27 protein-coding genes are annotated in these 26,249 nt (G+C 50.1%); 11 read left to right on the forward strand and 16 right to left on the reverse strand.

The window, feature by feature from the left end; genetic code table 11:
* Nucleotides 1-16: 16 nt before the first annotated feature.
* Nucleotides 17-1,099: a glutamine-hydrolyzing carbamoyl-phosphate synthase small subunit gene (gene carA / locus N5910_RS06990; protein ID WP_074359290.1), complete on the reverse strand. Its 1,083-nt coding sequence runs from the start codon at nt 1,097-1,099 to the stop codon at nt 17-19.
* 13 nt (nt 1,100-1,112) lie between these two features.
* On the reverse strand, nt 1,113-1,616 hold the full coding sequence (rimI, locus tag N5910_RS06995) for a ribosomal protein S18-alanine N-acetyltransferase (RefSeq protein WP_084531363.1): 504 nt from the start codon (nt 1,614-1,616) through the stop codon (nt 1,113-1,115).
* Nucleotides 1,617-1,635: 19 nt separating this feature from the next.
* On the opposite strand from rimI, the gene N5910_RS07000 reads away from it, so the two are divergent.
* The 3 genes from N5910_RS07000 to cobK all read left to right on the forward strand — a co-directional run bounded on the left by N5910_RS07000 (nt 1,636) and on the right by cobK (nt 5,539).
* Nucleotides 1,636-2,067, forward strand: coding sequence for a UPF0146 family protein (locus tag N5910_RS07000; protein ID WP_074359291.1), 432 nt, complete (start codon nt 1,636-1,638; stop codon nt 2,065-2,067).
* Nucleotides 2,068-2,247: 180 nt separating this feature from the next.
* Complete coding sequence (locus N5910_RS07005; protein ID WP_074359292.1) at nt 2,248-4,743, forward strand: calcium-translocating P-type ATPase, PMCA-type; 2,496 nt, start codon at nt 2,248-2,250, stop codon at nt 4,741-4,743.
* Between the two features lie 4 nt (nt 4,744-4,747).
* Nucleotides 4,748-5,539 carry a precorrin-6A reductase gene (gene cobK / locus N5910_RS07010; protein ID WP_074359293.1) on the forward strand — a complete coding sequence of 264 codons (792 nt, stop codon included), beginning with the start codon at nt 4,748-4,750 and terminating at the stop codon, nt 5,537-5,539.
* A 121-nt stretch (nt 5,540-5,660) separates the two neighbouring features.
* Here cobK and N5910_RS07015 read toward each other — a convergent pair whose 3' ends face one another.
* Complete coding sequence (locus N5910_RS07015; RefSeq protein WP_074359294.1) at nt 5,661-6,881, reverse strand: molybdenum cofactor synthesis domain-containing protein; 1,221 nt, start codon at nt 6,879-6,881, stop codon at nt 5,661-5,663.
* A 153-nt stretch (nt 6,882-7,034) separates the two neighbouring features.
* Here N5910_RS07015 and eif1A point away from each other — a divergent pair, with 153 nt between their 5' ends.
* The 8 genes from eif1A (at nt 7,035) to N5910_RS07055 (ending at nt 15,129) form a co-directional block, all read left to right on the forward strand.
* Nucleotides 7,035-7,334, forward strand: coding sequence for a translation initiation factor eIF-1A (eif1A, locus tag N5910_RS07020; protein ID WP_074359295.1), 300 nt, complete (start codon nt 7,035-7,037; stop codon nt 7,332-7,334).
* 25 nt (nt 7,335-7,359) lie between these two features.
* Entirely contained in the window at nt 7,360-8,175 is an 816-nt protein-coding gene (locus N5910_RS07025) for a serine protein kinase RIO (RefSeq protein ID WP_191216113.1), read from the forward strand.
* Nucleotides 8,176-8,217: 42 nt separating this feature from the next.
* The gene (locus N5910_RS07030) at nt 8,218-8,784 is read left to right on the forward strand and encodes a KH domain-containing protein (RefSeq protein ID WP_074359297.1); all 567 of its coding nucleotides are present in this window, start codon (nt 8,218-8,220) and stop codon (nt 8,782-8,784) included.
* Between the two features lie 178 nt (nt 8,785-8,962).
* Nucleotides 8,963-10,537: a DNA topoisomerase VI subunit B gene (top6B, locus tag N5910_RS07035; protein WP_074359298.1), complete on the forward strand. Its 1,575-nt coding sequence runs from the start codon at nt 8,963-8,965 to the stop codon at nt 10,535-10,537.
* Nucleotides 10,530-11,591: a DNA topoisomerase IV subunit A gene (locus N5910_RS07040; RefSeq protein WP_074359299.1), complete on the forward strand. Its 1,062-nt coding sequence runs from the start codon at nt 10,530-10,532 to the stop codon at nt 11,589-11,591. The genes top6B and N5910_RS07040 overlap by 8 nt, the downstream gene beginning before the upstream one ends.
* A gap of 310 nt (nt 11,592-11,901) precedes the next feature.
* Nucleotides 11,902-12,915, forward strand: coding sequence for a phosphorylating glyceraldehyde-3-phosphate dehydrogenase (locus N5910_RS07045; protein ID WP_074359300.1), 1,014 nt, complete (start codon nt 11,902-11,904; stop codon nt 12,913-12,915).
* Between the two features lie 17 nt (nt 12,916-12,932).
* Entirely contained in the window at nt 12,933-13,763 is an 831-nt protein-coding gene (locus tag N5910_RS07050) for a deoxyribonuclease IV (protein WP_315901935.1), read from the forward strand.
* A gap of 250 nt (nt 13,764-14,013) precedes the next feature.
* Entirely contained in the window at nt 14,014-15,129 is a 1,116-nt protein-coding gene (locus N5910_RS07055) for an AAA family ATPase (RefSeq protein WP_074359302.1), read from the forward strand.
* A 51-nt stretch (nt 15,130-15,180) separates the two neighbouring features.
* Here the strand turns inward: N5910_RS07055 and hemA are convergent, their stop codons facing one another.
* The 13 genes from hemA to N5910_RS07120 all read right to left on the reverse strand — a co-directional run bounded on the left by hemA (nt 15,181) and on the right by N5910_RS07120 (nt 26,249).
* Nucleotides 15,181-16,374 carry a glutamyl-tRNA reductase gene (gene hemA / locus N5910_RS07060; RefSeq protein WP_074359303.1) on the reverse strand — a complete coding sequence of 398 codons (1,194 nt, stop codon included), beginning with the start codon at nt 16,372-16,374 and terminating at the stop codon, nt 15,181-15,183.
* Nucleotides 16,371-16,994 (reverse strand): precorrin-2 dehydrogenase/sirohydrochlorin ferrochelatase family protein, encoded by a 624-nt coding sequence (locus tag N5910_RS07065; protein ID WP_191216114.1) that lies wholly within the window; start codon nt 16,992-16,994, stop codon nt 16,371-16,373. The genes hemA and N5910_RS07065 overlap by 4 nt, the downstream gene beginning before the upstream one ends.
* A 12-nt stretch (nt 16,995-17,006) precedes the next feature.
* Entirely contained in the window at nt 17,007-17,474 is a 468-nt protein-coding gene (locus tag N5910_RS07070; protein ID WP_074359305.1) for a methanogenesis marker 9 domain-containing protein, read from the reverse strand.
* Nucleotides 17,475-17,595: 121 nt separating this feature from the next.
* Nucleotides 17,596-19,188, reverse strand: a complete 1,593-nt coding sequence (gene atwA, locus N5910_RS07075) for a methyl coenzyme M reductase system, component A2 (RefSeq protein WP_074359306.1) — start codon at nt 19,186-19,188, stop codon at nt 17,596-17,598.
* A 112-nt stretch (nt 19,189-19,300) separates the two neighbouring features.
* Nucleotides 19,301-20,050: an MJ0144 family RNA dihydrouridine synthase-like protein gene (locus tag N5910_RS07080; protein WP_238337878.1), complete on the reverse strand. Its 750-nt coding sequence runs from the start codon at nt 20,048-20,050 to the stop codon at nt 19,301-19,303.
* Complete coding sequence (locus N5910_RS07085; protein ID WP_074359307.1) at nt 20,047-20,796, reverse strand: GTP cyclohydrolase III; 750 nt, start codon at nt 20,794-20,796, stop codon at nt 20,047-20,049. Before N5910_RS07085 ends, N5910_RS07080 begins: the two co-directional genes overlap by 4 nt.
* Nucleotides 20,793-21,698, reverse strand: coding sequence for a 2-phospho-L-lactate transferase (gene cofD, locus N5910_RS07090; RefSeq protein WP_074359308.1), 906 nt, complete (start codon nt 21,696-21,698; stop codon nt 20,793-20,795). The genes N5910_RS07085 and cofD overlap by 4 nt, the downstream gene beginning before the upstream one ends.
* An 18-nt stretch (nt 21,699-21,716) precedes the next feature.
* Complete coding sequence (locus N5910_RS07095) at nt 21,717-22,472, reverse strand: coenzyme F420-0:L-glutamate ligase (protein ID WP_074359309.1); 756 nt, start codon at nt 22,470-22,472, stop codon at nt 21,717-21,719.
* Between the two features lie 30 nt (nt 22,473-22,502).
* The gene (gene purO / locus N5910_RS07100; RefSeq protein ID WP_074359310.1) at nt 22,503-23,105 is read right to left on the reverse strand and encodes an IMP cyclohydrolase; all 603 of its coding nucleotides are present in this window, start codon (nt 23,103-23,105) and stop codon (nt 22,503-22,505) included.
* A 111-nt stretch (nt 23,106-23,216) separates the two neighbouring features.
* Nucleotides 23,217-23,603, reverse strand: a complete 387-nt coding sequence (locus N5910_RS07105; protein WP_074359311.1) for an ExbD/TolR family protein — start codon at nt 23,601-23,603, stop codon at nt 23,217-23,219.
* 4 nt (nt 23,604-23,607) lie between these two features.
* A complete protein-coding gene (locus N5910_RS07110) occupies nt 23,608-24,447 on the reverse strand; it encodes a MotA/TolQ/ExbB proton channel family protein (protein ID WP_191216115.1) in 840 nt (279 codons plus the stop codon).
* Nucleotides 24,448-24,527: 80 nt separating this feature from the next.
* On the reverse strand, nt 24,528-25,157 hold the full coding sequence (gene rnhB / locus N5910_RS07115; protein WP_074359313.1) for a ribonuclease HII: 630 nt from the start codon (nt 25,155-25,157) through the stop codon (nt 24,528-24,530).
* Between the two features lie 18 nt (nt 25,158-25,175).
* Entirely contained in the window at nt 25,176-26,249 is a 1,074-nt protein-coding gene (locus N5910_RS07120; protein ID WP_261599472.1) for a rod shape-determining protein, read from the reverse strand.

Consider the following 26,249-nt stretch of genomic DNA (forward strand, 5'->3'; position numbering starts at 1 on the left):
TTATCCCCACTTAAGGTCAGTATTCCTTCATCACATTCACGAATCTGTCAAAGATGCTGTCTGTATCATGAGGCCCCGGCCCTGCTTCAGGGTGATACTGGACACTGAACACGGGCAGTTCCCTGTGCTCTATGGCCTCGGGTGTTTTATCGTTGAGGTTCATCTGGGTTATCTCAATATCGGTGCCCTCAACCGATGATGGGTCAACCGTGAAGCCATGGTTCTGGGAGGTTATTGAAACCTCACCTGTCCTGAGGTCCTTGACAGGCTGGTTCACTCCCCGGTGCCCGAATTTCATCTTGTAAATCCTTGCTCCGAAGGCCAGGGAGATTATCTGCTGTCCAAGGCAGATCCCGAATACCGGGAGGCGGCTGGATAGTCTTTTAACAGCCTCTATTGCCTCCCTGACCCTTGTTGGGTCCCCTGGTCCGCTTGAAATCAGGAGGGCGTCGGGGTCGTGGTCCATGATCTCTTCGGGTTCCATGGTGTAGGGTACGATGACAACACCCACATCCCTCCTGAGGAGGGCGTTTATACTGTTCCTCTTTATACCGCAGTCAACTATAACCACCCTCCTTCCTGCATCCTCATTCATGAACACGGGTTCCTTCACACAGACCTTATCCACAAGGTCAATCTCTGTTATGTCCGGCTGGTTAACCGCAAGTTCAAGGAGCTCCTCATCATCTATTTCTTCAGTGGCCAGGGCCCCCTTCATTGCCCCCTTGTCCCTGATTTTTATTGTGAGCGCCCTTGTATCTATCCCTGAGATCCCTGGGATCCTGTACTCCTCCAGGAACTCTGAGAGGGTCTTCTGGGAGAGTTCATGTGAGGGTGCTCTGCATTCCTCCCTTACGATAAGGCCCTCGGCCTTTATACCGTCTGACTGGTACCATTCCTCTGATACACCATAATTACCTTGAAGGGGATAGGTTGGCATGAGTATCTGGCCCTTGTATGATGGATCCGTGAGCGACTCCACGTAGCCCGTCATGCCTGTTGCGAAAACAACTTCCCCTGTTGTGACTGTTTCGAATCCGAAGGCTTCTCCTCTAAGTATAGTGCCATCTTCCAAGGCGAGTTTTGCTTCTTTAAACATTTCACCACCATAATCATGATTCTTCCTGGTTTAATGATGATCGTAACTGATCTGCGCCTGCAGACCTCCTCTTAACTCCTGGTTCAGATATATCCATTGTCATTACCACCGCATCCTCCCCATCCTCATAGTAGTCCCTTATAATCTTCTCCTCCCTGAATCCAAGGGACCTGTAGAAACTTATGGCTACCCTGTTCTCTGCCCTTACCTCCAGCTTAATATTTTTAATGTGAAACTTTTCAAATATACTTATGGTCATCCTCACCAGTTCCCTTCCAACACCCCGGCGACGGTAATCTTTATCCACTGCAAGTGAAATAATATGACCTTCATCCTCAAAGCGGATCCAGAAGATTATGAATCCCACTACCTTACCGTCCTCCTGAGCAACCAGAAAGCCTGCTCCAAGGTTGTAGATGTCCCTAAGGAGGTTGGCGGGGTACGGATCCCTGAAGGATGCCTTCTCGATCTCAAGGACCCTTTTAAGGTCCTGGGGCTTGAATTCTCTTATTATCATCTGTATCTCCGTTGGTACCATGTGGAAAGACCTTGCAATCTACATAATCAGAAGCTGCGAACCCGGCGCCCGGGTTGTTGAGGTTGGTGCCGGAAGGTTCCTTGATGTTTCAGAGCATATCCGGAAACATTCAAAAATTGATTTGATACTAACAGATATTAAACCTTCCCATGGGGGCATCATTGAAGATGATGTAACATCCCCGAGGATGGACATTTACAGGGGGGCGAGCCTCATATACTCCATAAGGCCGCCGGCTGAACTTCACGCCCCCCTCATGAGGGTTGCCGATGCTGCAGGGGCCCGCCTGATAATTAAACCACTTACAGGGGAGGATATAGTCACCCCTAAAAGGATGAAGCTTGTGAACTTTCAGAGAACATTCTTCTATGAGTACAAACCGCTCCCTGAAAATCCCCGGGCTCATCAGCCGGGTGCAAATAAGCCATGATGAAACCCCTGAAATATTCTTCGGTCTATCTTGGAACTTCCTCGGCGGCACTAAATAAGCCATGATGAACCCAGTATCCACCCAAGATATAATACATATAATTGATAATATTCATGATGCTAAACGCAGAATAATTCTGCTTATCAGTTTTCCAGAAAAAAACACATTCAAGTGTTCAAAATGAAATGGGCTAAGATGAGTATAAAGGACGTTCTGAGGGAACTTGAAACATCAGAGGATGGTTTAAGCTCCCTGGAAGCCAGTAAAAGACTTGAAAGGTATGGTAGGAATGAACTGGTTGAGGAGAAAAAGGCCGGACCACTGAAGCTGTTCCTGACCCAGTTCATGGATATACTTATAATACTGCTTATTCTGGCTGCCGTGGCATCATACCTTGTGGGTGATGTGCTTGACTCTGCAGTCATACTGTTCGTTGTGGTTGTTAACGCCACTGTAGGGTTTATACAGGAATACCGTGCCGAGAAGGCAATGGAAAAATTGAAGGGCCTCGTATCAACCGAGGCTGTTGTCATAAGGGATGGTAAACCCGCAAGGATACCCTCCTCTGAACTGACCATCGGTGACATTGTTGTCATAGAGGAAGGGGACAATGTGCCTGCAGACCTGAGGCTCATAGAGGCCTATGACCTCAGGATAGATGAGTCAGCACTTACAGGTGAATCCATACCCGTCCAGAAGACCTGTGAAAACCCTGAAGACGAGAGGGATGTACTTGCCTTCATGGACTCCAACGTTGTATCCGGGCGGGGAAAGGGTGCCGTCATCGCTGTGGGTATGGATACATCCATCGGTAGGATTGCCGAGATGATACAGGAAGAGGAAGGTAGAACACCCCTCCAGGAGAAGATAGCATCCCTCGGGAAAAACCTTGGATTAATAGCTGTGGTCGTCTGTGCCCTTGTCTTCGGTCTTCAATTCCTGAAGGGAATCCCCCTGGTGGAGACCTTCATGACAGCGGTTTCACTGGCCGTTGCATCCGTACCCGAGGGCCTCCCTGCAATACTGACCCTCACCCTTGCACTGGGCATGCAGCGCATGGCAAGGAGCAACGCCATTGTAAGAAGGCTCCTTGCAGTTGAGACCCTTGGCTCCTGTTCTGTGATCTGCACTGACAAGACAGGTACACTCACCCACAACCGGATGACCGTGAGGGAATCAGAGATCACCTCAGAGGAGATGGGTCTCCTTATATGCGCCCTCTGCAACAACGCCACCATATCAGGTGAAAGGGCCATAGGGGACCCTACAGATGCAGCGATACTCATGTTCGCAGAGGAACACGGTTACAGGAGGGAGGAACTTGAGAAGAACTATCCCAGGCTCATGGAAATCCCCCTGGACAGTACAAGGAAGCGTATGAGTACCGTAAACCGGTTCGAAGATGGGCGCTACCTCCTTGTCAAGGGCGCCCCTGAGATCGTGCTTGAAAGGTGCAGCTACATCGACGAGGAAGGTGCTGTAAGGCCCCTTGAGGATAAAGAAGTGAAAGAATGGCTCTCAAGGCTTGATGAGATGACCTCAAAGGCCCTGAGGGTCCTTGCCCTTGCATACAGGAGGCTCCCTGATGATGAAGAGGATGAAAGGAACCTTGTATTCGTGGGCCTTATCGGCATGATGGACCCCCCAAGGAAGGAGGCTGCTGAGGCCATAGAAACCTGTAAGAAGGCCGGTATAAAGGTTGTTATGATAACAGGTGACCATAAGGACACTGCAGTGGCAATAGCGAGGGAACTGGGCCTCATGGAGAACGGCCTGGCCCTTACCGGCAGGGAACTTGACGGGATGGATGACCGGGAATTCATGGATGTTGTGGAGGATGTGAAGGTCTATGCAAGGGTCTTCCCTGAACAGAAGGTCCGGATAGTTGAGGCCCTTCAGGGCAGGGGACATGTTGTTGCAATGACGGGTGACGGTGTGAACGACGCCCCGGCACTCAAAAAGGCGGCGATAGGTGTTGCCATGGGGAGCGGCACCGATGTGGCCAGGGAGTCATCTGACATGGTCCTCCAGGATGATAACTTCGCAACCATAGTCCGGGCTGTCAGGGAGGGGCGGACCATATTCGACAACATAAGGCGCTTCGTTAAATTCCAGCTCTCAACAAACGTTGGGGCCATACTCACAATAGTATCCGCCTCCCTCGTCAACATACCGGTCCCCTTCAACCCCATACAGATACTCTGGATAAACATAATAATGGATGGTCCCCCTGCACAGTCCCTGGGTGTTGAACCCCCTGAAGCAGATATAATGTTAAGGAAGCCTGAACGCGAGGACATACTCCCTGGAAGGAACCTCCTGAGGATAATCCTTGCAGGTGCTGTTATGGCCGCGGGTACACTCGGACTCTACGGTTACATGTTGTCCACTGGTGCAGGGACAGCCAGGGCCATGACCGTTGCATTCACGGTATTCGTAATGTTCCAGATATTCAACGTGTTCAACTGCAAATCAAGGACCGGACTGTCAAACAGGACCCTTATCGTCGCTGTTGCGGCATCCCTCATCCTCCAGCTCCTTGTCGTTTACCTGGGACCCCTTGAGGGAATCTTCAGGACCGTGCCCCTCACCGCCATGGACTGGGTCCTCATAGTCCTTGTGGCATCCCTCATCCTTATAATGGAGGCTGTCCTGAGATTCGCTGATCAAAGGTGAGAAGATGAGGGTCATTGTAATGGCAGGGACCGCCGATGCAAGGAGGATAATAGGGAAACTCAGTGAAAGGGGAGTTGAAGTTACAGCAACGGCAACAACTGACTACGGCGCCGAACTTGCAGGGATATCCGGTGCATCAGAAACTGTATCCCGTCCCCTCACTGAAAAAGAGCTCTGTGAACTCATAGAGGAGAAGGGGGCGGGTGTTCTTGTTGATGCAACCCACCCCTTTGCTGTGAGGGCCACCTGGAACGCCCTGAAGGCCTGCCATGAAACAGGGGCTGTGTACGTGAGGTTTGAGAGGCCCCCTGTGGACGCCGGGGAAGTGATAAGGGTCGGGACATTCAGGGAGGCTGCTGAGCTTGCATCATCACTACTTGATGATGGTGAGGTTGTGATGCACCTTGCAGGTGTTTCAACCCTTCCTGAAGTAACCGGGGTCCTTGGACCTGAAAGGGTCGCTGTACGTGTACTCCCCTACACCCCATCCATTGAGGCCTGCAGGAAACTTGGCGTCCCCGGCAGGAACATCATAGCAATGCAGGGGACCTTCTCGGTGGAGCTGAACAGGGCCCTCCTCAGGGATTACGGTGCCGGTGCCGTCATAACAAAGGACAGTGGAGAAACAGGGGGTCTTAAGGAGAAGGTGCGGGCTGCGAATGAGCTGGGGATACCCGTGATACTCGTTGAAAGGCCCAGTGTCGATCTTGAGGGTGAAGCCGTGTTCAGTGACCCTGAAGACCTGGTGGAGTATGTTGAGGGTGTTCTCTCATCCCTGAAGGGCGATGGGCCCTGAGATCCAGTCCATCAGCAGGAGATGGGTCCGTGGGGCGCAAACCCCATGAATAAAATGATACTGGGACTGGAACTGCTATCGGTTCCTGGCACAGCAAACACGTCCTGAAATCATGACCCTGCTATTCAAAGAGGAATACCTGGACATCCTCCCCCTCATGTAGTATCTCAACGTTTTTTGGTATCTCAATGTACCCGTCTGCCTGTGCAAGGGATGCTATGGCGCCTGAGTCCCTGAAGATGGGGTGGGCGTATCCTCCATCAACCCTTACAAGGGCATACTGGACCCGCCCCTTGGATGAATGGAACCTCTCAGAGAGTTTGAATGTCTTAACTGATTCCTCTGAAGCTTTCATCCCTGAAAGCTTCCTCAGGAATGGGTCTATGAGTGATTTGAAAACAAGGAGGGCTGCCACAGGGAACCCCGGGAGTCCTATCACAATCTTCCCGGATACCACACCCACTATTGTAGGTTTACCTGGTTTCATGGATATGCCGTGGATGAGGACCTCCCCAAGTTCCTCAAGGACATCCGAGAGCACGTCACCCGTACCTGCAGATGTGCCTCCTGAGGTTATAACAAGGTCTGCCTCCTCAACGCCCCGGGAGATGGCTTCCCTGAGTTCATGATGATCATCCCTGACTATACCTCCATGTATCACGGAACACCCTGCCTCCTCCAGGGCCGCTGCAATTCCCGCTGAATTGGAGTCAAATATCCTTCCCGGTTCAAGTGTTTCTGATGGCCCTATAAGCTCGTTCCCTGTGGATATCACGTAAACAGATGGCTCAGAGATGACCCTGACACTGGAGATGCCTGCAGCAGAGAGGGCCGCCACCTTATCCGGGGAAAGGAGTGTTCCTGAATGGAGCAGGATCTCCCCCTCCTTTATGTCGGAGCCCCTTGCACCTATATGCTGTGAGGGGTATGCGGGGCGATAGATGAAGACATCATCGCCATCGGCTTCGGTGTACTCCACCATCACGATGGCATCAGCACCCTCAGGCACCGGTGCCCCTGTACTTATACGGGTGCAGAACCCCTCCGTAACCCTGAGGGATGGTATTGACCCTGCCTCAACCATCTCGATGCACTTAAGCCTTACCGGGTTCTCATCCCCTGCCCCAAATGTGTCTGCTGCCACAACAGCATACCCGTCCCTGGATGCCCTGTCAAAGGGTGGAAGGTCAATGGGGCTTTCCACGTCCACTGCAAGGACTCTTCCTGCTGCATCACCGATTTCAACCACTTCAGAGCCTCTGCTGTAGAGTTCATCCACCAGTTCGCCTATGATCATCCTTGCATCATCAACATCAATTATTTCAAGAAATTCTGTTCCCATGTAATCACCATGAATGAGTTGTACTGAATACCTAAGCAATTTATTTATATCTTGATGGGTATAAATTATAGTGTCTATTTCTTTGATTGGCAGACAAGGATTTTAATTCCCCTAATCAAAGTTAATCAACTAAAAAAATCAGGAGGAGAGTATTTGAGTAGAGGACATCAGACACAGGAAGTCAGGCGTGTTAGAACACCCAGGAAGGGTGAGATACCCGGAGTTGTTGAACAGATAATGGGGCACGGTAAACTCAAGGTAAGGTGTGCGGATGGCCATATCAGGCTTGGCAGGATCCCTGGGAAAATGAAAAAACGTATATGGATCCGTGAAGGCGATGTTGTACTTGTAAAGCCCTGGGAATTCCAGAGCGATGAAAAGGCAGATGTTGTATGGAGATACACCCGTACAGAGTCAAACTGGCTTGAAAGGAAGGGCTACCTTAAACTTTAATGGTTTCTTTTAGAAGTTGATTTTGATGGATCCTGAAAAAGCTGGAAGCGCACCTGAATTAAGGGCCCTTAAGTCGAGGGCTGTGGACAGGGCTGACTCTGACCTTGGAAGGATGGAGGCCGAGAAGAGGCTTAAGAGCGTTGAAGACAGGCGTGTTGGAAGCGAGGTCTTCGATGAGCTCACCCTCAAGACACTCTACAAGCTTGCAAATGCAGGTTACCTGTCGGTCCTCAACGGTGCCGTGAGCACCGGAAAGGAGGCCAACGTCTTCAAGGGCATCACCGAGAGTGATGAATTCGTTGCGGTTAAGATCTACAGGGTCTCCACATCCGACTTCAGGAAGATGCAGTATTATATCCAGGGCGACCCCCGCTTCAGGGTGAGGACAACAAATAAACGCCAGCTTGTCCAGGCATGGGTCAACAAGGAATTCCGGAACCTTAAAAGGGCCCATGAGGCCGGTGTCCGTGTCCCTGAACCCACTGTTGCAAGGGACAATATCCTGATAATGGAGTTCATAGGGGATGACGGTGCTCCTGCACCCACAATGAGGGAGGCCCCGCCTGAAGATCCTGAGGGAGTCCTTGAGCGTATAGTCGAGTACATGCACCTCCTCTATACACGTGCTAGGCTTGTGCACGGTGATCTATCATTCTTCAATATCCTCAACCACGGGGGTGAACCTGTAATAATAGATGTATCCCAGGCAATGGTGCTTGAACACCCCCTGGCCCCCGAGCTCCTTGAAAGGGATGTTGAAAATATTGTGAGGGACTTTGGAAGGATAGGGCTGTCTGTAAATGGCAGTGAGATAATGAAGCAGATAACCAGAAAGGATTAGTTACCCTAACAGTTAATCATTTATTTCATTGAGGTGAATCAAATGCCCAGCGAGGAATATCTTAAAATACCCCGCGAAAGGGTTGGAGTTTTAATAGGTAAAAATGGCGAGGTTAAAGCCAGGATAGAACGTTTAACCCAGACAGAACTTGAAATTGACAGCGAAACCGGTGCGGTTACCCTCATACCCCAGGATGAACTCGAAGATCCCCTATCACCCTGGAAGGCCAGGAACATCGTTAAGGCAATAGGCCGTGGTTTCAACCCGGAAATAGCCCTCAAGCTCCTTGATGATGACGTTGCACTTGACATCATAAAAATCACCGACTATGTGGGTAAGTCAAAGAAGGCCATAGCAAGGCAGAAGGGGCGTGTTATAGGCCGTGGTGGTATAACACGGAAGATAATTCATGATATGACAGGCGTGGACATGTCGGTCTATGGAAAAACCGTTGCACTGATAGGGGAGTTTGAAAAGCTTTCAGTTGCAAGGGAAGCCGTTGAAATGATACTCAATGGGGCCAGGCACAAATCTGTCTACGCATTCCTTGAAAAGAAGAAACAGGAAATGAAGATGAAGGAGTTTCAGGAAGGCGTTAAGTTCATGTGAAACTTCTATTTTCATGGAGGTTATCTTCAATAATTTTAATCGACACCTCCAGAATGCCACAACCTAAACAGCCCCATATATAGGTATAAGTTTATATGTTACATGCTACAGAGATATACATATGAAGAGTGCATACTGCAAGTATTAACAGTTTTAAAAATAATAAGGAGGCAGCTTTTTGGCTAGGCAGGCTTTAGATCTCTTTGATGAAGGTTTTCAGGAACTCACACCATCAGAATTCTTCAGGAAAAACAAGCAGATGCTTGGATTCTCCGGTAAAATAAGGTCACTGACGATAGTGTTCCATGAACTGATAACAAACAGTTTTGATGCTGCCGAAGAGGCAGGTATACTCCCTGAAATAAAAATAGACCTCAAAAGGGTGGGTAAAGATCACTACATCCTCAGACACCAGGACAACGGACCCGGAATACCCGAGAAGTACATACCAAAGGTGTTCTGTACCATGTTCGCCGGGTCAAAGTTCCGTAACATCCAGTCAAGGGGACAGCAGGGGCTCGGGTGCAGTGGATGCGTCCTCCTGTCCCAGATGACCACAGGTAAACCGGTAAAGGTCATATCAGGTACCAGGGAAAACGGGGAGCTACGCGGGGTCAAGATGTCCCTCAAGATGGATGTGAAGAAGAACCAGGGACTCATCCTTGAAAGGGAGGATGTGGAGGTTGAAGGTACGGGTGTGTGCATAGAACTCCACTTCAAGGACGTTTCATATTCACTATCAGAGCAGGGCGCATATGAATACATAAGAAGGACAATGATAGCCAACCCCCATGCAAAGATAGTGTTCAATGACCCAGCAGGAAACCGCTACGTCTTCAACCGGGCATCAGACATCGTCCCACCCCTCCCCAAGGAGGTCCTGCCGCACCCATGGGGTGTGACCGCAGACGACCTCATATTCATGGCAAAGCACACCGAGAAGAGAAGATTCAGGAGCATGCTAACAAGCAACCTCTCAAGGATGTCTGCCAAGAAGGTGAAGGAACTTGAGGAGCTGACAGGGATAGACCTCAACAAGAGGCCCAAGGACATGAAGTGGGAGGAGGCCGAGAGGATAGTTGAGGCCTTCAAGAAGATGAACTTCATGGCCCCTCCGACCTCAGGCCTCATACCCATAGGTGAGGACCAGATTGAGAAGGGTATGCGTGAGATACTGGACCCTGAATTCACGGCCACAGTAACAAGGAAACCCAAGACCTACAGGGGTGGTATTGCATTCATAGTCGAGGCGGGTATAGCCTACGGCGGTAACTCAGGAAGGCTTGTGGGTGACCAGAGGAAGGCCGAGATAATGAGGTTCGCCAACAGGGTGCCCCTCACCTTTGATGCGGGTAGCTGTGCAATAACAGAGGGTATCAAGAGCCTTGACTGGAAACGGTACGGTATAAGGGACCTTGAGAGCACACCCCTCACCATCTTTGTGAACGTTGTCTCCACCAACGTCCCCTACCTCTCAACAGGTAAACAGAGCATAGCACCCGAGCCTGAGATACTCCATGAGATCAGGCAGGCCACCATGATCGTTGCAAGGAAACTGCAGAAGTACCTCAGGAAGAAGAAGGCAGCCAAGGAGGAGGCCCAGAGGGCCAGGGTCTTCGAGACCTACGTCCCCGTTATAATAAAGCAGGCAGCGCTCCTTGCAGAACGTGAAGCACCCGATTACAGGGAACTCCTTGATAAGGTTACAAGAAGAGCAAAACTGGAAATACTGGGGGAATCACTGAATGAATAGACGTGAAATTGCCATTAACAAACTCAAAAGCCTCGGTGACATGATACTTGAGGATGTCCAGGCTGGAAAGATTCCAAAGATAAAGGTCCCCTCAAGGGGCACATCAAACATCATCTATGATGAGAACAGGAGACACTACGTCCTTGGAGACCGTTACGGTACAAGGTCACTTGGTAACGTTAAGCAGATAAAGAAGATAGGTCAGATGCTCTACACTGCAAACTTCTGCAAGGACCTTGTAGCCAGGCAGAAGACCGCAACCCTCAGGGAGCTCTACTACATCTCAGAGGGATGGGAAGTGGACTTCGCAGACCAGCAGGAGTCAAACATAGTCGGTGAGGACCTGGAGGTCACCCTGGGGATGACAAGGGAGGACCTGGGCCTCATGCCGGAAGAGGACGGGGCATCAGTTTACGGGGAGCTAACGGTCCGTGAAGGCGATATCGAGATAAACGCCCTCAGGTCAGGTAAGTCAGGTTACAATATATCCCCGACAATTGATGAGGTTGAATTCGTTGACCATGACGTGGAACGTGTGATTGCAGTGGAGACAATGGGTATGTTCCACCGTCTGGTCCAGGAGAAGGCCTACAAGAAGTTCGATGCCCTCATAGTCGGACTCAAGGGTCAGGCTGCAAGGGCAACAAGGAGGTTCATCAAGAGGGTCAACGAGGAACTCAACCTCCCGGTATACATCTGTAACGACGGAGACCCCTGGGGATTCCATATTGCAATGGTTATCATCTCAGGGAGTGCGAAGCTTGCCCACGTCAACCATCAGCTTGCAACACCCGATGCAAGGTTCCTCGGTGTTACAGCAAGTGACATAATAAACTATGACCTTCCAACCGATCCCCTCAAGGACATCGATGTCCTGCGGCTGAAGGAACTCCTCAAGGATCCGAGGTACAGGGATGATTTCTGGAAGGTTGAGATCAAGAAGATGCTCAAGATAGGTAAGAAGGCGGAACAGCAGTCCTTCTCAAAGTACGGTCTTGAGTACGTTGTGGACACATATCTCCCCGAGAAACTTGAAGCCGTGGAGAACCAGTAACCATCCACAACCCCACCCTTTATTTTTTTTCTAAAAGGGTGCACGGTTACATCCCGAACAGCATGTAACCCATCAGAACCCTGGCGCTATTTTTTGAAGTATAATTTAGGGGAAGAATCAGCATGGTATAAGGGCAGCCGACACCCGAGATAACAACATTCAAACAGCATGTATGGTATCCATAAGGCAGCTGCCGCTGAGATAAAATTATATAAAAGAACCCGTCCAAATATTTATTAAACTGAACCTTTAAACTGAAAGAGGCTCTCCTGGGATCAGAGAGGTTTCAGGAGGCAGGAGGTTTTTTTAAATGATATCTGTAGCCATTAACGGGTATGGGACAATAGGAAAGAGAGTTGCTGATGCCGTAGCTGCCCAGGACGATATGAAGGTTGTGGGTGTCAGCAAGACAAAACCTGATTTTGAGGCACGGGTTGCAGTTGAGAAGGGTTACGACCTCTACATAAGCATCCCTGAACGTGAAAAGCTCTTTGATGAGGCAGGGATCCCTGTAAGCGGTACCGTTGAGGATATGCTTGAGGAAGCCGACATCGTCGTGGATGCAACACCCGAGGGTATAGGTGCAAAGAACCTTGAGATGTACCGTAAGAAGGGTATAAAGGCCATATTCCAGGGCGGTGAAAAACATGATGCCATAGGACTCTCCTTCAACTCCTTTGCGAACTATGAGGATTCCCTTGGCGCCGAATACACCCGTGTGGTCTCATGCAACACAACAGGACTCTGCAGGACACTCAAACCCATAGACGACCTCTGCGGCATAAAGAAGGTCCGCGCAGTCATGGTGCGAAGGGGGGCTGACCCTGTGCAGGTGGGTAAGGGACCCATAAATGCCATAGTACCCAACCCTCCAACAGTGCCATCACACCACGGACCAGACCTTAAAACCGTCATGAAGGGCGTGAACATCCACACAGTGGCCCTCCTGGTTCCAACCACACTCATGCACCAGCACAACATAATGGTGGAACTGGAAGACCCTGTGGATGCCGATGAGATAAAGGCCCGGCTCGATGAAACAACAAGGGTGATGCTCGTACGGACATCCGAGGGTCTTGCATCAACTGCTGAGATAATGGAGTACGCCAAGGAACTCGGAAGGTCCAGGAACGACCTCTTCGAGATACCTGTATGGGAGGAATCCATAAACGTTGTGGACGGCGAACTCTTCTACATGCAGGCGGTCCACCAGGAATCAGATGCCGTCCCTGAGAGCGTGGATGCCATAAGGGCCCTCCTTGAAGTTGAAGATGACAACATGAAGTCCATCAGAAAGACCAACAGGGCCATGGGCATACTCTAACCACCCTAATTTTTTTGGTGTCTGTTTTGATAAGAGTAGGGCCTGCAGGAAACCCTGTAGGTTACCGGGGCAGTGCAGTGGATGTTTTCAGAAGGCTAAGGTCAATGGGACTGGACGCCTATGAATACCAGGCCACCTACGGGCTCAGATTAAAGAAAAAGAATGCGCTCCTTATCCATGAGAACTCCAGAAGGAATGATGTCCTTGTTTCCATGCACGGACCATACTACATCAACCTGTCCTCCCACCAGGAGGAAACCGTTAAAAAATCCATTGAAAGGCTCTTTGACTGCGTGGTTGCAGCTGACTGGATGGGTGCCTACAGGGTTGTGTTCCATGCAGGGTTCTACGGTAAACATGGCAGAAGGAAGGCCCTTGAAATGTGCAGGGAATCCCTAAGGACCCTCATCGATGAACTCCATGATGCCGGTCTAAGGGACTTCACCCTTGCACCTGAAACCACCGGTAAGAAATCACAGGTGGGGAGTCTCGGTGAGATAATAGGGTTCTCTGAAGAATTCGATAACATAAAACCCACAGTTGACTTCGCCCATATACATGCAAGGGGTGGTGGCTGTATAGAGGGTGCCTCAGATTACCTCAGGATACTTGATACGATAGAGGACCGCCTCGGCATGGATCACCTCCACTGTCACTTCACGGCAATAGAGTACACCGACGCCGGGGAGAAGAGGCACCATACACTCAGAGAGGACTTCGGTCCGCCGGTAGAGCCCCTCATCAGGGTCCTGGTGGAGTGCGGATGGGATGCCACCATAATCTCAGAGACACCCCAGAAGGACAGGGACGCTGTTAGAATAAAGGAGATCCTGGGCGGATACCTCTGATAAAAGATAAAACCATGCCACCAGATAGAAACCCTCACAAAAAACCTCCAATAAGAAATAACACCCCCAACATCCAACCTTAATGTTTAATTTTAAGAGCCGTGCCCCGACCTGTGACTGCAGCAATTGCGGCATGAATCTCTCCATTACCTAAAACTTTATACACCACCAGCAACAATTTCTATATGATGAGTCTATTTCTTGAGGATATCACAGTATCAGAAGCTTCTTCTGAAGAACAGGTGATGTGGTGAAATTCAATAACATAATCCATGAATCCCAGCTATCTGATAAAAAGTTCCCTGTTATGGCCCCTGAACCTGAAAGGGAGGCCAAGCTGATTGTGCTTCAACCGGTTGGATACCCCTTTGTATGCAACCTTATGGAGGCCCCGAGGATAGACGTGGTTAACAAGGAACTCTTTGAACTCTATGCCAGGGACCAGTGGGAGGGATTCACTGCAAGGGAGGGCTCCTACCTCTTTGACCAGAAATTACTCCCTGATTATGCATTCAAGATTATAAGGGCCCACCCTGACGGTTCAAAGATCACAGGGAACACCTCAATAATACTCCTTGAGAATGAGAAGGAGGAGTTCCATGAGGTCAGAAGCAACATAAGAATGGATGATGTCATCGGACAGGAGGACGCCAAGGTAAAGTGCCGGATAATCATGAAGTACCTTGAGGACCCTGATCGCTTCAGGGACTGGGCCCCCAGAAACGTCCTCTTCCACGGGCATCCAGGTACAGGTAAAACCATGCTTGCAAAGTCCCTTGCAAACGAGTTAAAGGTCCCCCTCTACCTCATAAAGGCAACGAGTCTTATCGGTGAACATGTGGGTGATGGTGCCAGGCAGATACATGAACTCTATGAACTGGCATCAAAAACAGCCCCCTCAGTGATATTCATTGATGAGATGGATGCTGTGGGCCTTGACAGGAAGTACCAGTCCCTCCGGGGGGATGTTTCAGAGGTTGTAAACGCCCTTCTAACCGAGATGGATGGTATAAATGATAACTGGGGTGTTGTAACCATCGGGGCCACCAACAACCCCGAACTCCTTGATAATGCTATAAGAAGTCGCTTTGAAGAGGAGATAGAGTTTAAACTCCCGGGGGATGATGAAAGAAGGCTTATGATTGAGAAATGCATTGAAACCATGCCCCTGAGGGTTGAGTGCCCGGTTGAACGTCTGGTGAAACTGACCCGCGGCATGTCAGGAAGGGACATCAGGGAGCGGGTGCTTAAAACAGCCCTCCACAGGGCCATTGCAGAGGACAGTGAAACCGTGCGACCTGAACATATTAAATACTCACTCAAAGAGCGTAAAAAATCAGATGAACCCAGGCACATGTTCGCCTGAAGATCATGATGCCGATCAAAGAACACCTATATCAGCAGTCACACCAGGAGGCTAAACAGAATCACAGCCGAATATATCGGCACAGGCCCTCAGAAACTCAACATCATCCCTTTCAGCAGCCTCCCTGATGCTGATGGCGACATCATGGAAGATCTTATCAACTATTGACCTTGTGAGGTCATCCATAACCCTGTCAGCATCAGAATTTTCCATCATTTTCACGGCCTTCTCAAGCTCCCTCCTGCGGAGCTCCTCCATCCGGCTTCTTATCTCAGCAAGCAGGGGGTCTGCAACCATGCGTTTAAGGGACCTCAGGAGGAGTTCAAGTTCGTCCTCAACTATTCTCTCGGCCTCCCGGGCCTCGGCTTCCCTTCTTCTTCTGTTCTCCTCTGCCACACCCCTGAGGTCATCTATACTGAAAACCCTTATCCCGAGTTCCCTTACAGAGTCCTCTATATCCCTTGGGTTTGCAATGTCAACCATGACAACCCTGGATCTGCGCTCAGGGGGTACAGCCTCCCTTACACGTTCAAGGGTGAGGATGTGGTGTGGTGAGCCGGTGGCGCTTATAACAACATCAGCATCCCTGAGGGACTCGTTAAGGCGGTCGAAGTGTATTGCCTCGCCTCCAAGTTCACATGCAAGGTTATATGCCCGGTCATAGGTCCTGTTTGCAACCATTATGGCTTTCAGGTGCTTCTCTGCAAGTGCCCTTGCAACAAGGGTCCCCATTTTCCCGGCCCCGATAACAAGGACCTTCTTACACCTAAGGTCTCCATGTATGGATTCTGCAAGTTCAACTGCTGCGGATCCTATGGACACAGAGCCCCTGTTTATCTCCGTCTTCCGCCTTACTGCCTGTCCAACATGAATGGCCTTGGTGAAGATCATGTCAAGGAGGGGGCCGCAGGTACCATCCCTGAGGGCCCTGATCCTGGCGGTCTTTATCTGGCCGAGTATCTGGTCCTCACCTATTATCATGGATTCAAGGCCTGAAGACAATCTCAGGAGGTGTCTCAGGGCATCCTCATCGGTTTCAACGGTGAAGCCCCTGAAATCAAATCCCTCAGGGATGTTATCGGCAGAGAGATAGTACTCCACACGGTTACAGGTCACCAGGGGGATCTTCTCCTTAACGACCCCTGCAGCCTCCAGTTCAGCCACAAGTTCCTGGATATCCCCCGATGCATGTTCCATTTCCTCCACATCCGAGGTCTTATGATCCACCCTTATGTTGAGAATCATCTTAAAACCCCCCTCCTGAATTCATCTATCATGGTGTAAGCCCTTTCAAGGGCTGCTTCGGTGTCCTGCTTCTTCAGATACTCCTTTAACTCAGGGTCCTCTGATATCCTGTAGAGTATCCTCCTCCTGACCCTGTGATCATCGAATTCTTCCCGGATCTTCCTCCTGACCCTATCCTGGACCTCTATCATCAGTAGATCCTCAGTTTGGATGGCATCCTGAATCCTCTCCCTGAGGTATCTTGCCATGAGGGGACTCCTTGTCCCCGTGAATATTGAAATGGAAACATCCCCCACCATGAAGGTTGACGGGACTATCACATCCCCCTCCAGTGGACTGTCTGCACGGTTCAGGAGCCTCTTACCTGCAAAGGATGCCACCCTATCATTCAGTTCCCTGTCAGGACTTGCAACCACCACCAGGTCCGCCCATTCAACCCAGTACTCAAGGTTATCCATTTCAACAAACCTTGCTCCTTCAAGTTCTGCCGGCGGGCCCGCCACAACCACCTCTGCACCTGCCTCAAGGAACCTCCTGGCCCTCCTGATTCCAACCTCCCCTGAACCAAGGACGAAGACCCTCTTCCCGTCCATGTCCATGTATAGGGGAGTCCATGCCATTTTTACCATCCATCAGAGGGATTTCATCCGCAGTATCTTCATGGCTGTTCTGAGGTCGTTGTCAGCCTCCCTGATGGCATCCATTGCCTCATCCATGGATACATCAAAGGCCTCTGCAAGGGCCTTCACGCTTTCAGTGTCGGGTCCTGCTGTTCCAACAAGTGCCTCTGAAAGCTTCTTCTTTAGTTCCATGTACTCCTCAACCGTCATGTTGATCCTCTTCATTGCCATGTCCCTGAGGGGGCATGGTTTTGACGGCTTGCAGCACCATACAAGGGACCCGAAACATGTGCCCTGACCTTCACCCAGCCTTGTCTTCCTGGCGAACTCCTCCTTTATTTCAATGTAATCCTGCGGTGTTAAATCAGCCTCCTCAAGGGCTATGGTTATTGGACATGGTTTTACTGGTGGGCAGCAGAATGTGAGCGCCCTTTTATCGCCACCCCTGCATACATGGGATGGTGCATCGCTCCATACCAAACAAAATCCTCCTTTATTAATTATACCAAATATGTTAATAACAGTTCATGAGAATCCTTTTAATCCATATAAGGATTGGCAATAAATAAATTGTGGTTCTGAATTTAAAAAAGAATAGGGTTTATTCCTTAAGCATCTTCATCTTCTCGTCGGGTGTGAGTTCACCGACAATTTCCTCAGGGTCGCCTGTCTTGAGGATCCTGCCACCCCTCATGAGGGATGCCCTGTCGCAGACGTCCAGGACAAAGTCCATGTCATGGGATATTATAAGGAAGGTCTGGTTAAGCTCCTCCCTGGCCCTAAGAATTGAGTCCGTGACCTGGACCCTTGTTATGGGGTCCATGGTACCTGTTGGTTCATCAAGGATTATGATCCGTGGCTCCTTTATAAGTACCTGGGCCAGTGCAACCCTGTGCCTCTCTCCGCCTGAAAGTTCATCAGGGTACTTGCCGAGGATGTTCTCAGCATACTCCTCATCAAATCCAACGGCCCTGAGTACATAGAGTGCCTTCATCCTGGCGAACTCTGCAGGGAGTTCAAGGCTTATGGCCTCTGTGAGGTTGCCCAGGACGTCCCTGTGGGGGTAAAGGCTGTACTCCTGGTGGAGTATTCCAAGGTAGGGTGTTACCCTGCCACGGCCAAGGGGTCCCTTCTCTGTCATGTCGATCCATTCATCACCGAGCCTGACGCAGACCTTTCCACTGCTTGGCTCAGTTATACCTATTATTATCCTGGAGAGGGTTGTTTTGCCTGCGCCGCTCAGGCCCACCACTCCGAAGATTTCACCCTCATATACGGTGAGGTCCACACCATCAACGGCCTTCACAACACCCCTGTCAATGGAGTAGTAGTGCTTCTTAACATCAACCATCCTTATTATGGGGTTTTTCTGTTCAAATTCCTTTGATTTTTCAGGAGCCGGGACCTGCTCCATGAATCTGGCAACTACGGTTTCAGGATCCCCCTCCTCCACTATTTCGCCCTTATCAATCCATATGGCGTAATCAGAAAGGTCGCTCATGACCTCGGGCCAGTGGGAGGTTATTATCATGGTTATCCCCTTATCCTTAACACCCTCAATGAGGGCGTCGTGTATGAGCTCCGCTGTCCTGGGGTCAAGGGTACCTGTTGGTTCATCTGCAAGGAAAAGCATCGGTTCCTTGGCAAGCTGCCTTGCAAGGACAACCCTCTGTTTTTCACCACCACTGAGGTCCCTGGCAATGTGGGTTATCCTGTGGCTCATCTGGGTCATCTCAAGTAGATCCAGTGCACGGTAGAGGGCCTCCTCGTATTCGAGTTCAGGCATTGACTTTATGACGTTATCGATTACCGTGTCATCCTCATAGAGGGCGAAGGTCCTCTGGAGCATTATGGCTATTCTTCTCCTCACAGCCGCAAATGTCTTTTTATCGCAGTTCCAGAAGTCCACTTCCTGGAGGGCGAAGTTTGCTCCGCACTGGCAGGGCCTTCCATCAAAGGATGGTGGCTCCACCCTGAGGCATTCAGGGCACACCGCCACCCTGTAGATTACGCGTCCGCTGTCGGGCCGGTAGTCCTTCATACCACGGAGCATGTTTATGAGCACAGACTTTCCCGCACCGCTCCTGCCGAGTATACCGAGGACCTTGCCCTCCTCGATCTCAACGCTGATATCCCTGAGAACCTCAACATCCTTAAACTTCTTTGTGACGTTTTCCAGCTTTATAAAAAACATTTGCTCACCCTCTGCTACCAGAATCAATATGATCCATTAAACATGAACTGTATATTCCTTTGATGGAAATCCCTATTAAAATTTTCCTAAATTTTTAGTCGAAATTAAATTTTCAGAGTTTGCTGAGGCTGAAGGATAGTCTCCCTGAGAGGGCTGCCCTTGCAACCGATACGCCGTCTGCCCCGGCATCAAGCATTGCCCTTGCAGATCTCAGGTCCCTTATTGAGTTGTTGCCTATAATCCTTGCCCTCCTGACCGCCCCTGAAACCCGCGATACCAGTTCAAGGTCGGCTCTATCAACACCGGGTTTCATGGCATCAAGGTGTATGTAGCTGCAGCCCTCCTGGTCAAGGATCTCAGATATCAGGACCGTATCTGCCTCTGGAACGTTTCCCCTTATCTTCACCGACACCTCTGAGGCCGCCTTCCTTACAACCTCACGGGTGAAGTCGCCCAGGAACTCGGGTTCAAGGAGCATTGCCTGACCCGCCCCGGTGCGGGTTATCTCGGGCTGCCTGCAGTGGGCATTGATCTCAACAACATCAACCGGATCCAGTCTGGATATCTCTATGATCCCCTCAGGTTCTGTGGCCCTGAGGTTCACGGAAACCCTGACATCAAACCTGTCCTTTATCTTTGATGCTTCTTCAGCAACCACCGCGGGTAGTTCATTGAAGTCAAAATCAAATTCTGGTCTGCCCCTCCCAATTATGAGTCTACCTGCCCTGCAGGTCTCCATGTCTGCATTGTATCCTCCGAGGGTGACCATGTCAAAGCCATAGGGGATGAGTTTAAGGCAGAACTCTGCATCAGAGATTCCTGCCATGGGTGCCAGTACCCTCAGACAGTTCTCACGGGTCATTCCTTAATCACATGGACAAGGTCGTAGGTGAATCCACCCCTGATCTCCTCAAGGGCCAGATCAGCAAGGTTTGCTGCCTTCTCGGCGGTTGGGGCCTTACCGATCCCTGCTTTAAGCGCAACGTTTATCTCATCATCTATCTCATTGATTATCCTCAGTAGTCCCTGGGGCTCCAGACCATTACAGGGTGACATGAAGTTATCTCCACCTATAAAGAAGAGAAGAGCCCCCTCCTTGATGAGCTTCTTCATTAAGAAGTGCTGAACCCTGTTCACAATGAAGGAAGTGTCATAGGCAGGGACGATGTCAGTCATTGTCTCGGTTATACCGTTTATATCAAGGTGGGCGATCTGAACGTATCCCTCATCCACAAGACCGTCTATGGCGAGCACCTCTTTTCTCTCCTCTGACTGAGCCCCCCCATGACTCTGCAGGGCCCTTGAAGCGTTCTTCTGGGCATCGTAGGGTGTCTCAGCCGCACCCACACCCATACTTACGGTTATGGGGTAACGGTTGGCTATTGAATTCTGTATCCTCCTGTGGTCCTCAATATCCATACCATTTGTGACTGCCAGCATGTTGTCAAACCTTGTGAAGAAAACAAGCCCCTGATGGGCTGCAAACTGCCGCTGGAGGTCAGCGTAAAGCTCTGCCTGGAGTATCTGGAGATCCGCCTCATTTCGTGGAGCTGGTGTGACCGTCCATGGCCCGTAGTTGTCTATCTGAATTAAGGTCATCTGTATCATAATATTTCACCCAAAAGTATTCTGGCCAGCATTATTTTATCCCCTATGTTTTTCATGATGGTCTTTGTTATTTCCACATCTTTTATTAGTTTTTCTATTTCTCCCTTAAGGTGAGCGTCAACTTCATCTATTATGAGCCTGTCAAGGAAGTCCCTGTAGATTTCTGCAACACCCAGGCTTGACGCACTGTAACCCCATGCCCTCATGAACTTACCTGCAGGACCGCTGAAGGGCTTATCCCCTGCAAAGGGGGATACTGCATAAACAGGGGAATTTTTAAGGGCCTTCCTCACGCCTGAGGTACCTATTATCGGTCCGATGGATGTGACGGGATTTGATGGTCCTATTATGACCAGGTCGGCAGATTCCACTGCATCAATAACACCCGGTGCCGGTTCAACCTCACTGAACCTCACATCAAGGACCCGGGGCTCCGAACCTCTTTCAATGAGGAAGGTGTGGAACCCCATTTCACCCTCATCCGTAACTATGGTTATATCCGAGTCCTGGTTGCTCATGGGGAGGACCCTTGACCTCACACCCAGGGCCCTGCACTGTACGTCAACTGCCCTGTGAAGTGGATGGTCCTCAAGGAGAAGTGTTTTCTGAATCTTGAATGCCCTGTCCCTGTCACCGATCCTCAGGAGTTCAGGGCATCCGAGTTCCGAGAGTGTCTCATGGGTTATGAATGTATCGTCCTTCACACCGTACCATGTATCCTCGTTTATGATGCCTGCAAGGGTGTAGATGACCGTGTCAACATCTGGTGCAACGTATACCCCTGAAAAATAACCGTTCTCAACCGTGTTTACAACAACAGTGATATCCTCAGGGTCAACGAGCCTTACAAGTCCCTGGAGGAGCTTGGGTGTTCCTGTTCCGCCCGACAGTACAGTTATCATGAATTCACACCCTGCAGATCACCGGAAAACATCCATTTCCCTGGGTCTCAGGAGGTCCCTGATCCCCCCGTCAGCCTTGAGGTGGTCCCATCTGTAGCCCCTGATAATAACTGCAGGCACACCCTCATCTGCCTGCCCCATCACCATTGATGCTGCCGCCGCCATTTCATCTGCCACTGCAATCTCCGTTGTCTGCAATCTCCGACCATAGAGGTCCCTCTCACCCTTACGGTCCCAGAGGGGAGCCATGCCTGCAACCCCCACGGCAACCCCCACGGCTCCCACCCTGAAGGGCCTTCCCTGGGTGTCCGAGATTATCACAGCAATTTCCCTGCCTGACCTTTCAGTTAAACCCCTCAGTATCCGTTCTGCGCTAAGATCAGGGTCCGCTGGCAGTGGCGTTGCAAGTCCCTCACTAACATTTGATTCATCAATACCTGCATTTGCACATACAAAACCATGCCGGGTCTCTGATACTATGAAGTTATGGCCGACCCTTATCACGTCAGCGGACTCTGAGAGGATGGCCTCCACCAGATGCGGATCCTTCCCTGTCTTCTCAGCCATCTCAAGGGCCTTCTCTGATGGACTTATTTTATTCAGATCAATGGTGTTGCCCTCTGCCTTTGACACTATGGTTTCTGCTATTACTATGATGTCGCCGTCCATGAGTTCCTGGCCGCTGAAATCAAGGGCCCTGACTATGAGTTCAGGGATATCATCCCCGCGCTCTACAAGTGGCATGCCCTGAATACCGATTAATTTGATCTCCATTCAAGCACCTGATTTTTTAGGGAGTAAAGTTCAGACCCTGCTCAGTTTCCATCCGTCTCCACTGTTAAATGCTGCCGCGGCTGTCACCGGGTGGGTGAAGCCTGCGAATTCACCCCCTTCGAGTATGAACTTTGCTGCTTCGTCTGCATCAGCAGCCTCGAATTGTGTGGGTGCCGGTTCTATCTGTTCATAGGTGGAGATGTACATTGATTCATTATCAGGGATCCTTTTAACGGTGATGCCGTCGGCCGTTACTATACCGATGAATGCCTCCCTTGCATCGATGGCCGCTGCTATCCTTGGTGTGTTGAGTTCATCCTTCTCATAGTCCATTGCAAGGAGGGAGAATCCCATTGCATCCTTGAGGTTCATTCCAAGGGCTATCTTATCTGCAATGGTATCGGTGTGGGCTCCGTTTGAAACAACCGCCGTATCATCCACTATGCGGATGCAGTTGTATGCTATGTAGGGGTTCCTGAAGACATCACCCTCATGTCCCTCAACGGGTATCACGGACACCCTGTCCTCAAAGACCTTCGTGGTCCTGTTGGGGAAGGACCTGCTTGAAACCCTGTAGGCCACAAAGGCTCCTTCACTGTTCCTTCCAGCTGCAAGAATTCTTCCAAGATACATAAACCAACCTCCAGTTTTATTTGTCATTTGATGACCTTATGTGAACTATCCCTCCTGATGGAAGGGATTTCCCGCCGAAAGAGTTAAATCCCCTGAGCAATCCGTTGATGATCATGATGGTGTTCTCACAGCCCTCTCAACAGGCAGGTCTGGAGGGGTCGTTATGATTATAGCTCCTTCCTTCGGCCTTATGATTATCTCGCCCTCATCAATAACCCTTGTATGGACCGCCACGGCACTGTTTTTTATGTGCCCTGACATGTCAACCCCGTTTACGGTAACCTTACTTAAACCTGCAACAGGTATGAGGTAATACTCTGATGGTCCTGTGTTCTCGGCTATCTCGGGTTTTCCTGAGGATCCCTGCCCTCCACCACCGAAGGTTGCGGTGACTACAAGGAAAATCAGTATTGTGAAGAGTATGTCGATGAATGGGACCATGTTAAAGCGGGGTTTCCCGTGGATTTTGCGCCTGTACCTGTCCGTGTCAAGGGGCATCTGATCACTGCCTCAGCTTGCTTTCAATTATCTCGGCGCTTCTACCGCACCTTTCAAGTATTATATTGTTTATGCTCTTCTCAAGCATGCTCGGCTTGAATGCCACTGATAGGTTGGCATCATCATCATCCAGTTTCCTTACACTAACCACCCCATCAGACTCCATCAGGGCCTCGACGACCTCATCAACGTCTCCATCGACCCTTATCCTCATGACGGCGTATCCCCAGTTTGTCATCTTCTTTATGAGTTCAATCTTATCGATCTCATCATCTATCCGTGATGTTATGTAGGAGTAGAGCGGCATGAGGATTATTGCAACTGCAAGTCCAAGTATTGTTGTTATGAGGGCCACGTAGATCCCCTCAGCCATTGCAGCGGGGTCAGCATTCACACCCAGGGCCCTGAAGGTGTACCAGATCCCTATCACGGTCCCGATGAGTCCCAGCATCGGGGCAACCTCTATGATGGTCCTGAGGGTTCCCAGGCCCTTTGTCATGTTGCTCATCTCAACGATGAAGACGCGTTCCATGGCATCCTCAACCTCTGACCGGTTCCTGTAACCTATCTTTAGGGCCTCGGAGATGATGCTGGAGACAGGGTTCTGGTACTGGCCGATCTCCCTGAGGGCCTCGAGGGCACCGCCCCTCTCCATTGAATCGTTGACTGTCCCTATTATCTGGGGTGTGCTTATCCGTGAAATCCTTCTGAGGTAGTTTATCTTCTCAACTGATGTTATGAAGCCGTAGATTCCCATGATGGCTATTATATATGTTATTGCACCGCCGCTCCTGAACATCTCAAGGATGGTGGCGAAGAAGTTGATGATCTGATCAGGGAACATGTTAAACATCACCTGGAAGGGTATTTGCGAAACAGGGATATTTAAAAATAGTGGTCTTCATCACATGTACCTGGAAAGTGTTAATCATGGCCTTCCTTCTTTTTCTTAACAGTTGCCCATGATTTCCTGACAAAGTCAGGCAGTTCATCGTAGCTGAATCCCTCAAGAAACCTCTTCGTCCTTGGATCGCTTGGGTAACCTGAACCTATATCCCCGAGTTTGCGGTTTTTCTTCCTTATCTTCTCTATCTCAAGGTCCCTTTCAACCTTGGCTATTATTGATGCTGCTGCAACAGGGTAATAGCGGGCGTCTGCACCATGCTCGGCCTTCACCTCCATATCCTTGAAGTGTGCCCTGATCTCATCCTCAAGCCTTGAGGGCTTCACATCAACCGAGTCTATTATGACACGGTCCGGCTGGGCCTCCATGATTATCCGCCTTATTGCTATCTTCTCTATTTCATTGAGGTTGAATCCACGGGCACGCATCGCATCGATATCTGAGGCGCTGATTTTCACCGTGAAGACCCTTGCGATTCTCTGTATCTTCCTTGCAAGGAACCGTCTCCTCTCAGGGGTGAGTTTCTTCGAGTCTTTTATACCCATCTTCCTGAGTATCGAGAATTTCCTCTCAGGAACCATCACCCCGGCAACCACAAGGGGTCCTATGACCGGGCCCCTGCCTGCTTCATCAATTCCAAGGACCTTCATGCAATCAAAAAAATAATTTTATTTCATGGCCTTCAGCCTTACCTCCGGCTCAAGGGCCCTTGGTTCAGCTGCGACAATTGCGGCTCCCTTTGCAACCACGGTCATGGGGTCGTCGGATATCTCAACAGGGATGCCCACCTCTTCAAATATCCTCTCCTTAATGCCTCTGAGCTGTGAGGTTCCACCCACAACCACGGTCTTATTGTAGACACCAGAGATCAGTTCAGGTGAGAGCCTTTCAAGCACGGCGGCTATGGAGTTGACTATACCTTTAACAAGTGGTTCGGCGGCCTCAGCAACCATTTCAGAATCTATTTCAACCTTCTTGGGTTTGTTTGTTTCCATGCACTTCCCTATAACTACCGTCTTGAGATTCTCAAGGTCTTCGCTGCATTTGACCATTCCAACCTCTATCTTGGCCTTCTCTGCTTCATGTATGCCTATTTCCACGTTGAATTTTTCCTTTACAAGTTCAACTATGTTGCTGTCTATATCGTCACCGCCAATCCTTATGGTCTCGATGTCGGTGATTCCTCCAAGGGATATTACAACAATGTCACTTGAACCCGCACCTATATCCACCACCATGGTACCTGAGGCCTCTGCTATTGGTAGACCCGCACCTATGGCGGCTGCCAGACCCTCACTTATGACAAGAACATAATTTGCCCCTGCCTTTCTCCCTATCTCTTCCACAGCGTTCCTCTCAACCTCTGATGCATCCCCAGGTATGCCTATCACAATCCTATCTATGGATTCAGAGTCCCCTGCACCGAGCTCCATTGCATATACAAGCAGGGCCTCCGCCTGGGCCACACTCTCAATGACACCCTTCCTGAGGGGTCTTACTGCTATGATGTCTTCAGGGGTCCTTCCAAGCATCATCTTTGCCTCTTCACCCACTGCAAGGACATATGAGGGGTCCTCCTTCTTAACAGCCACGACTGAAGGAATCTTGTAAATATCAAATTTGTCCCCTGCTGGCTTGGCAACCACGGTATTGAGGGTACCGAGGTCTATGCCAAGGGTGTTGGCAATGGCCGCCCTTTTTTCATCTTTTTTTTCCTCGTTCTTCTTTCCAAATGAAAACAT

It is taken from the genome of Methanothermobacter wolfeii, from assembly GCF_025397995.1.
Taxonomy (GTDB): domain Archaea; phylum Methanobacteriota; class Methanobacteria; order Methanobacteriales; family Methanothermobacteraceae; genus Methanothermobacter; species Methanothermobacter wolfei.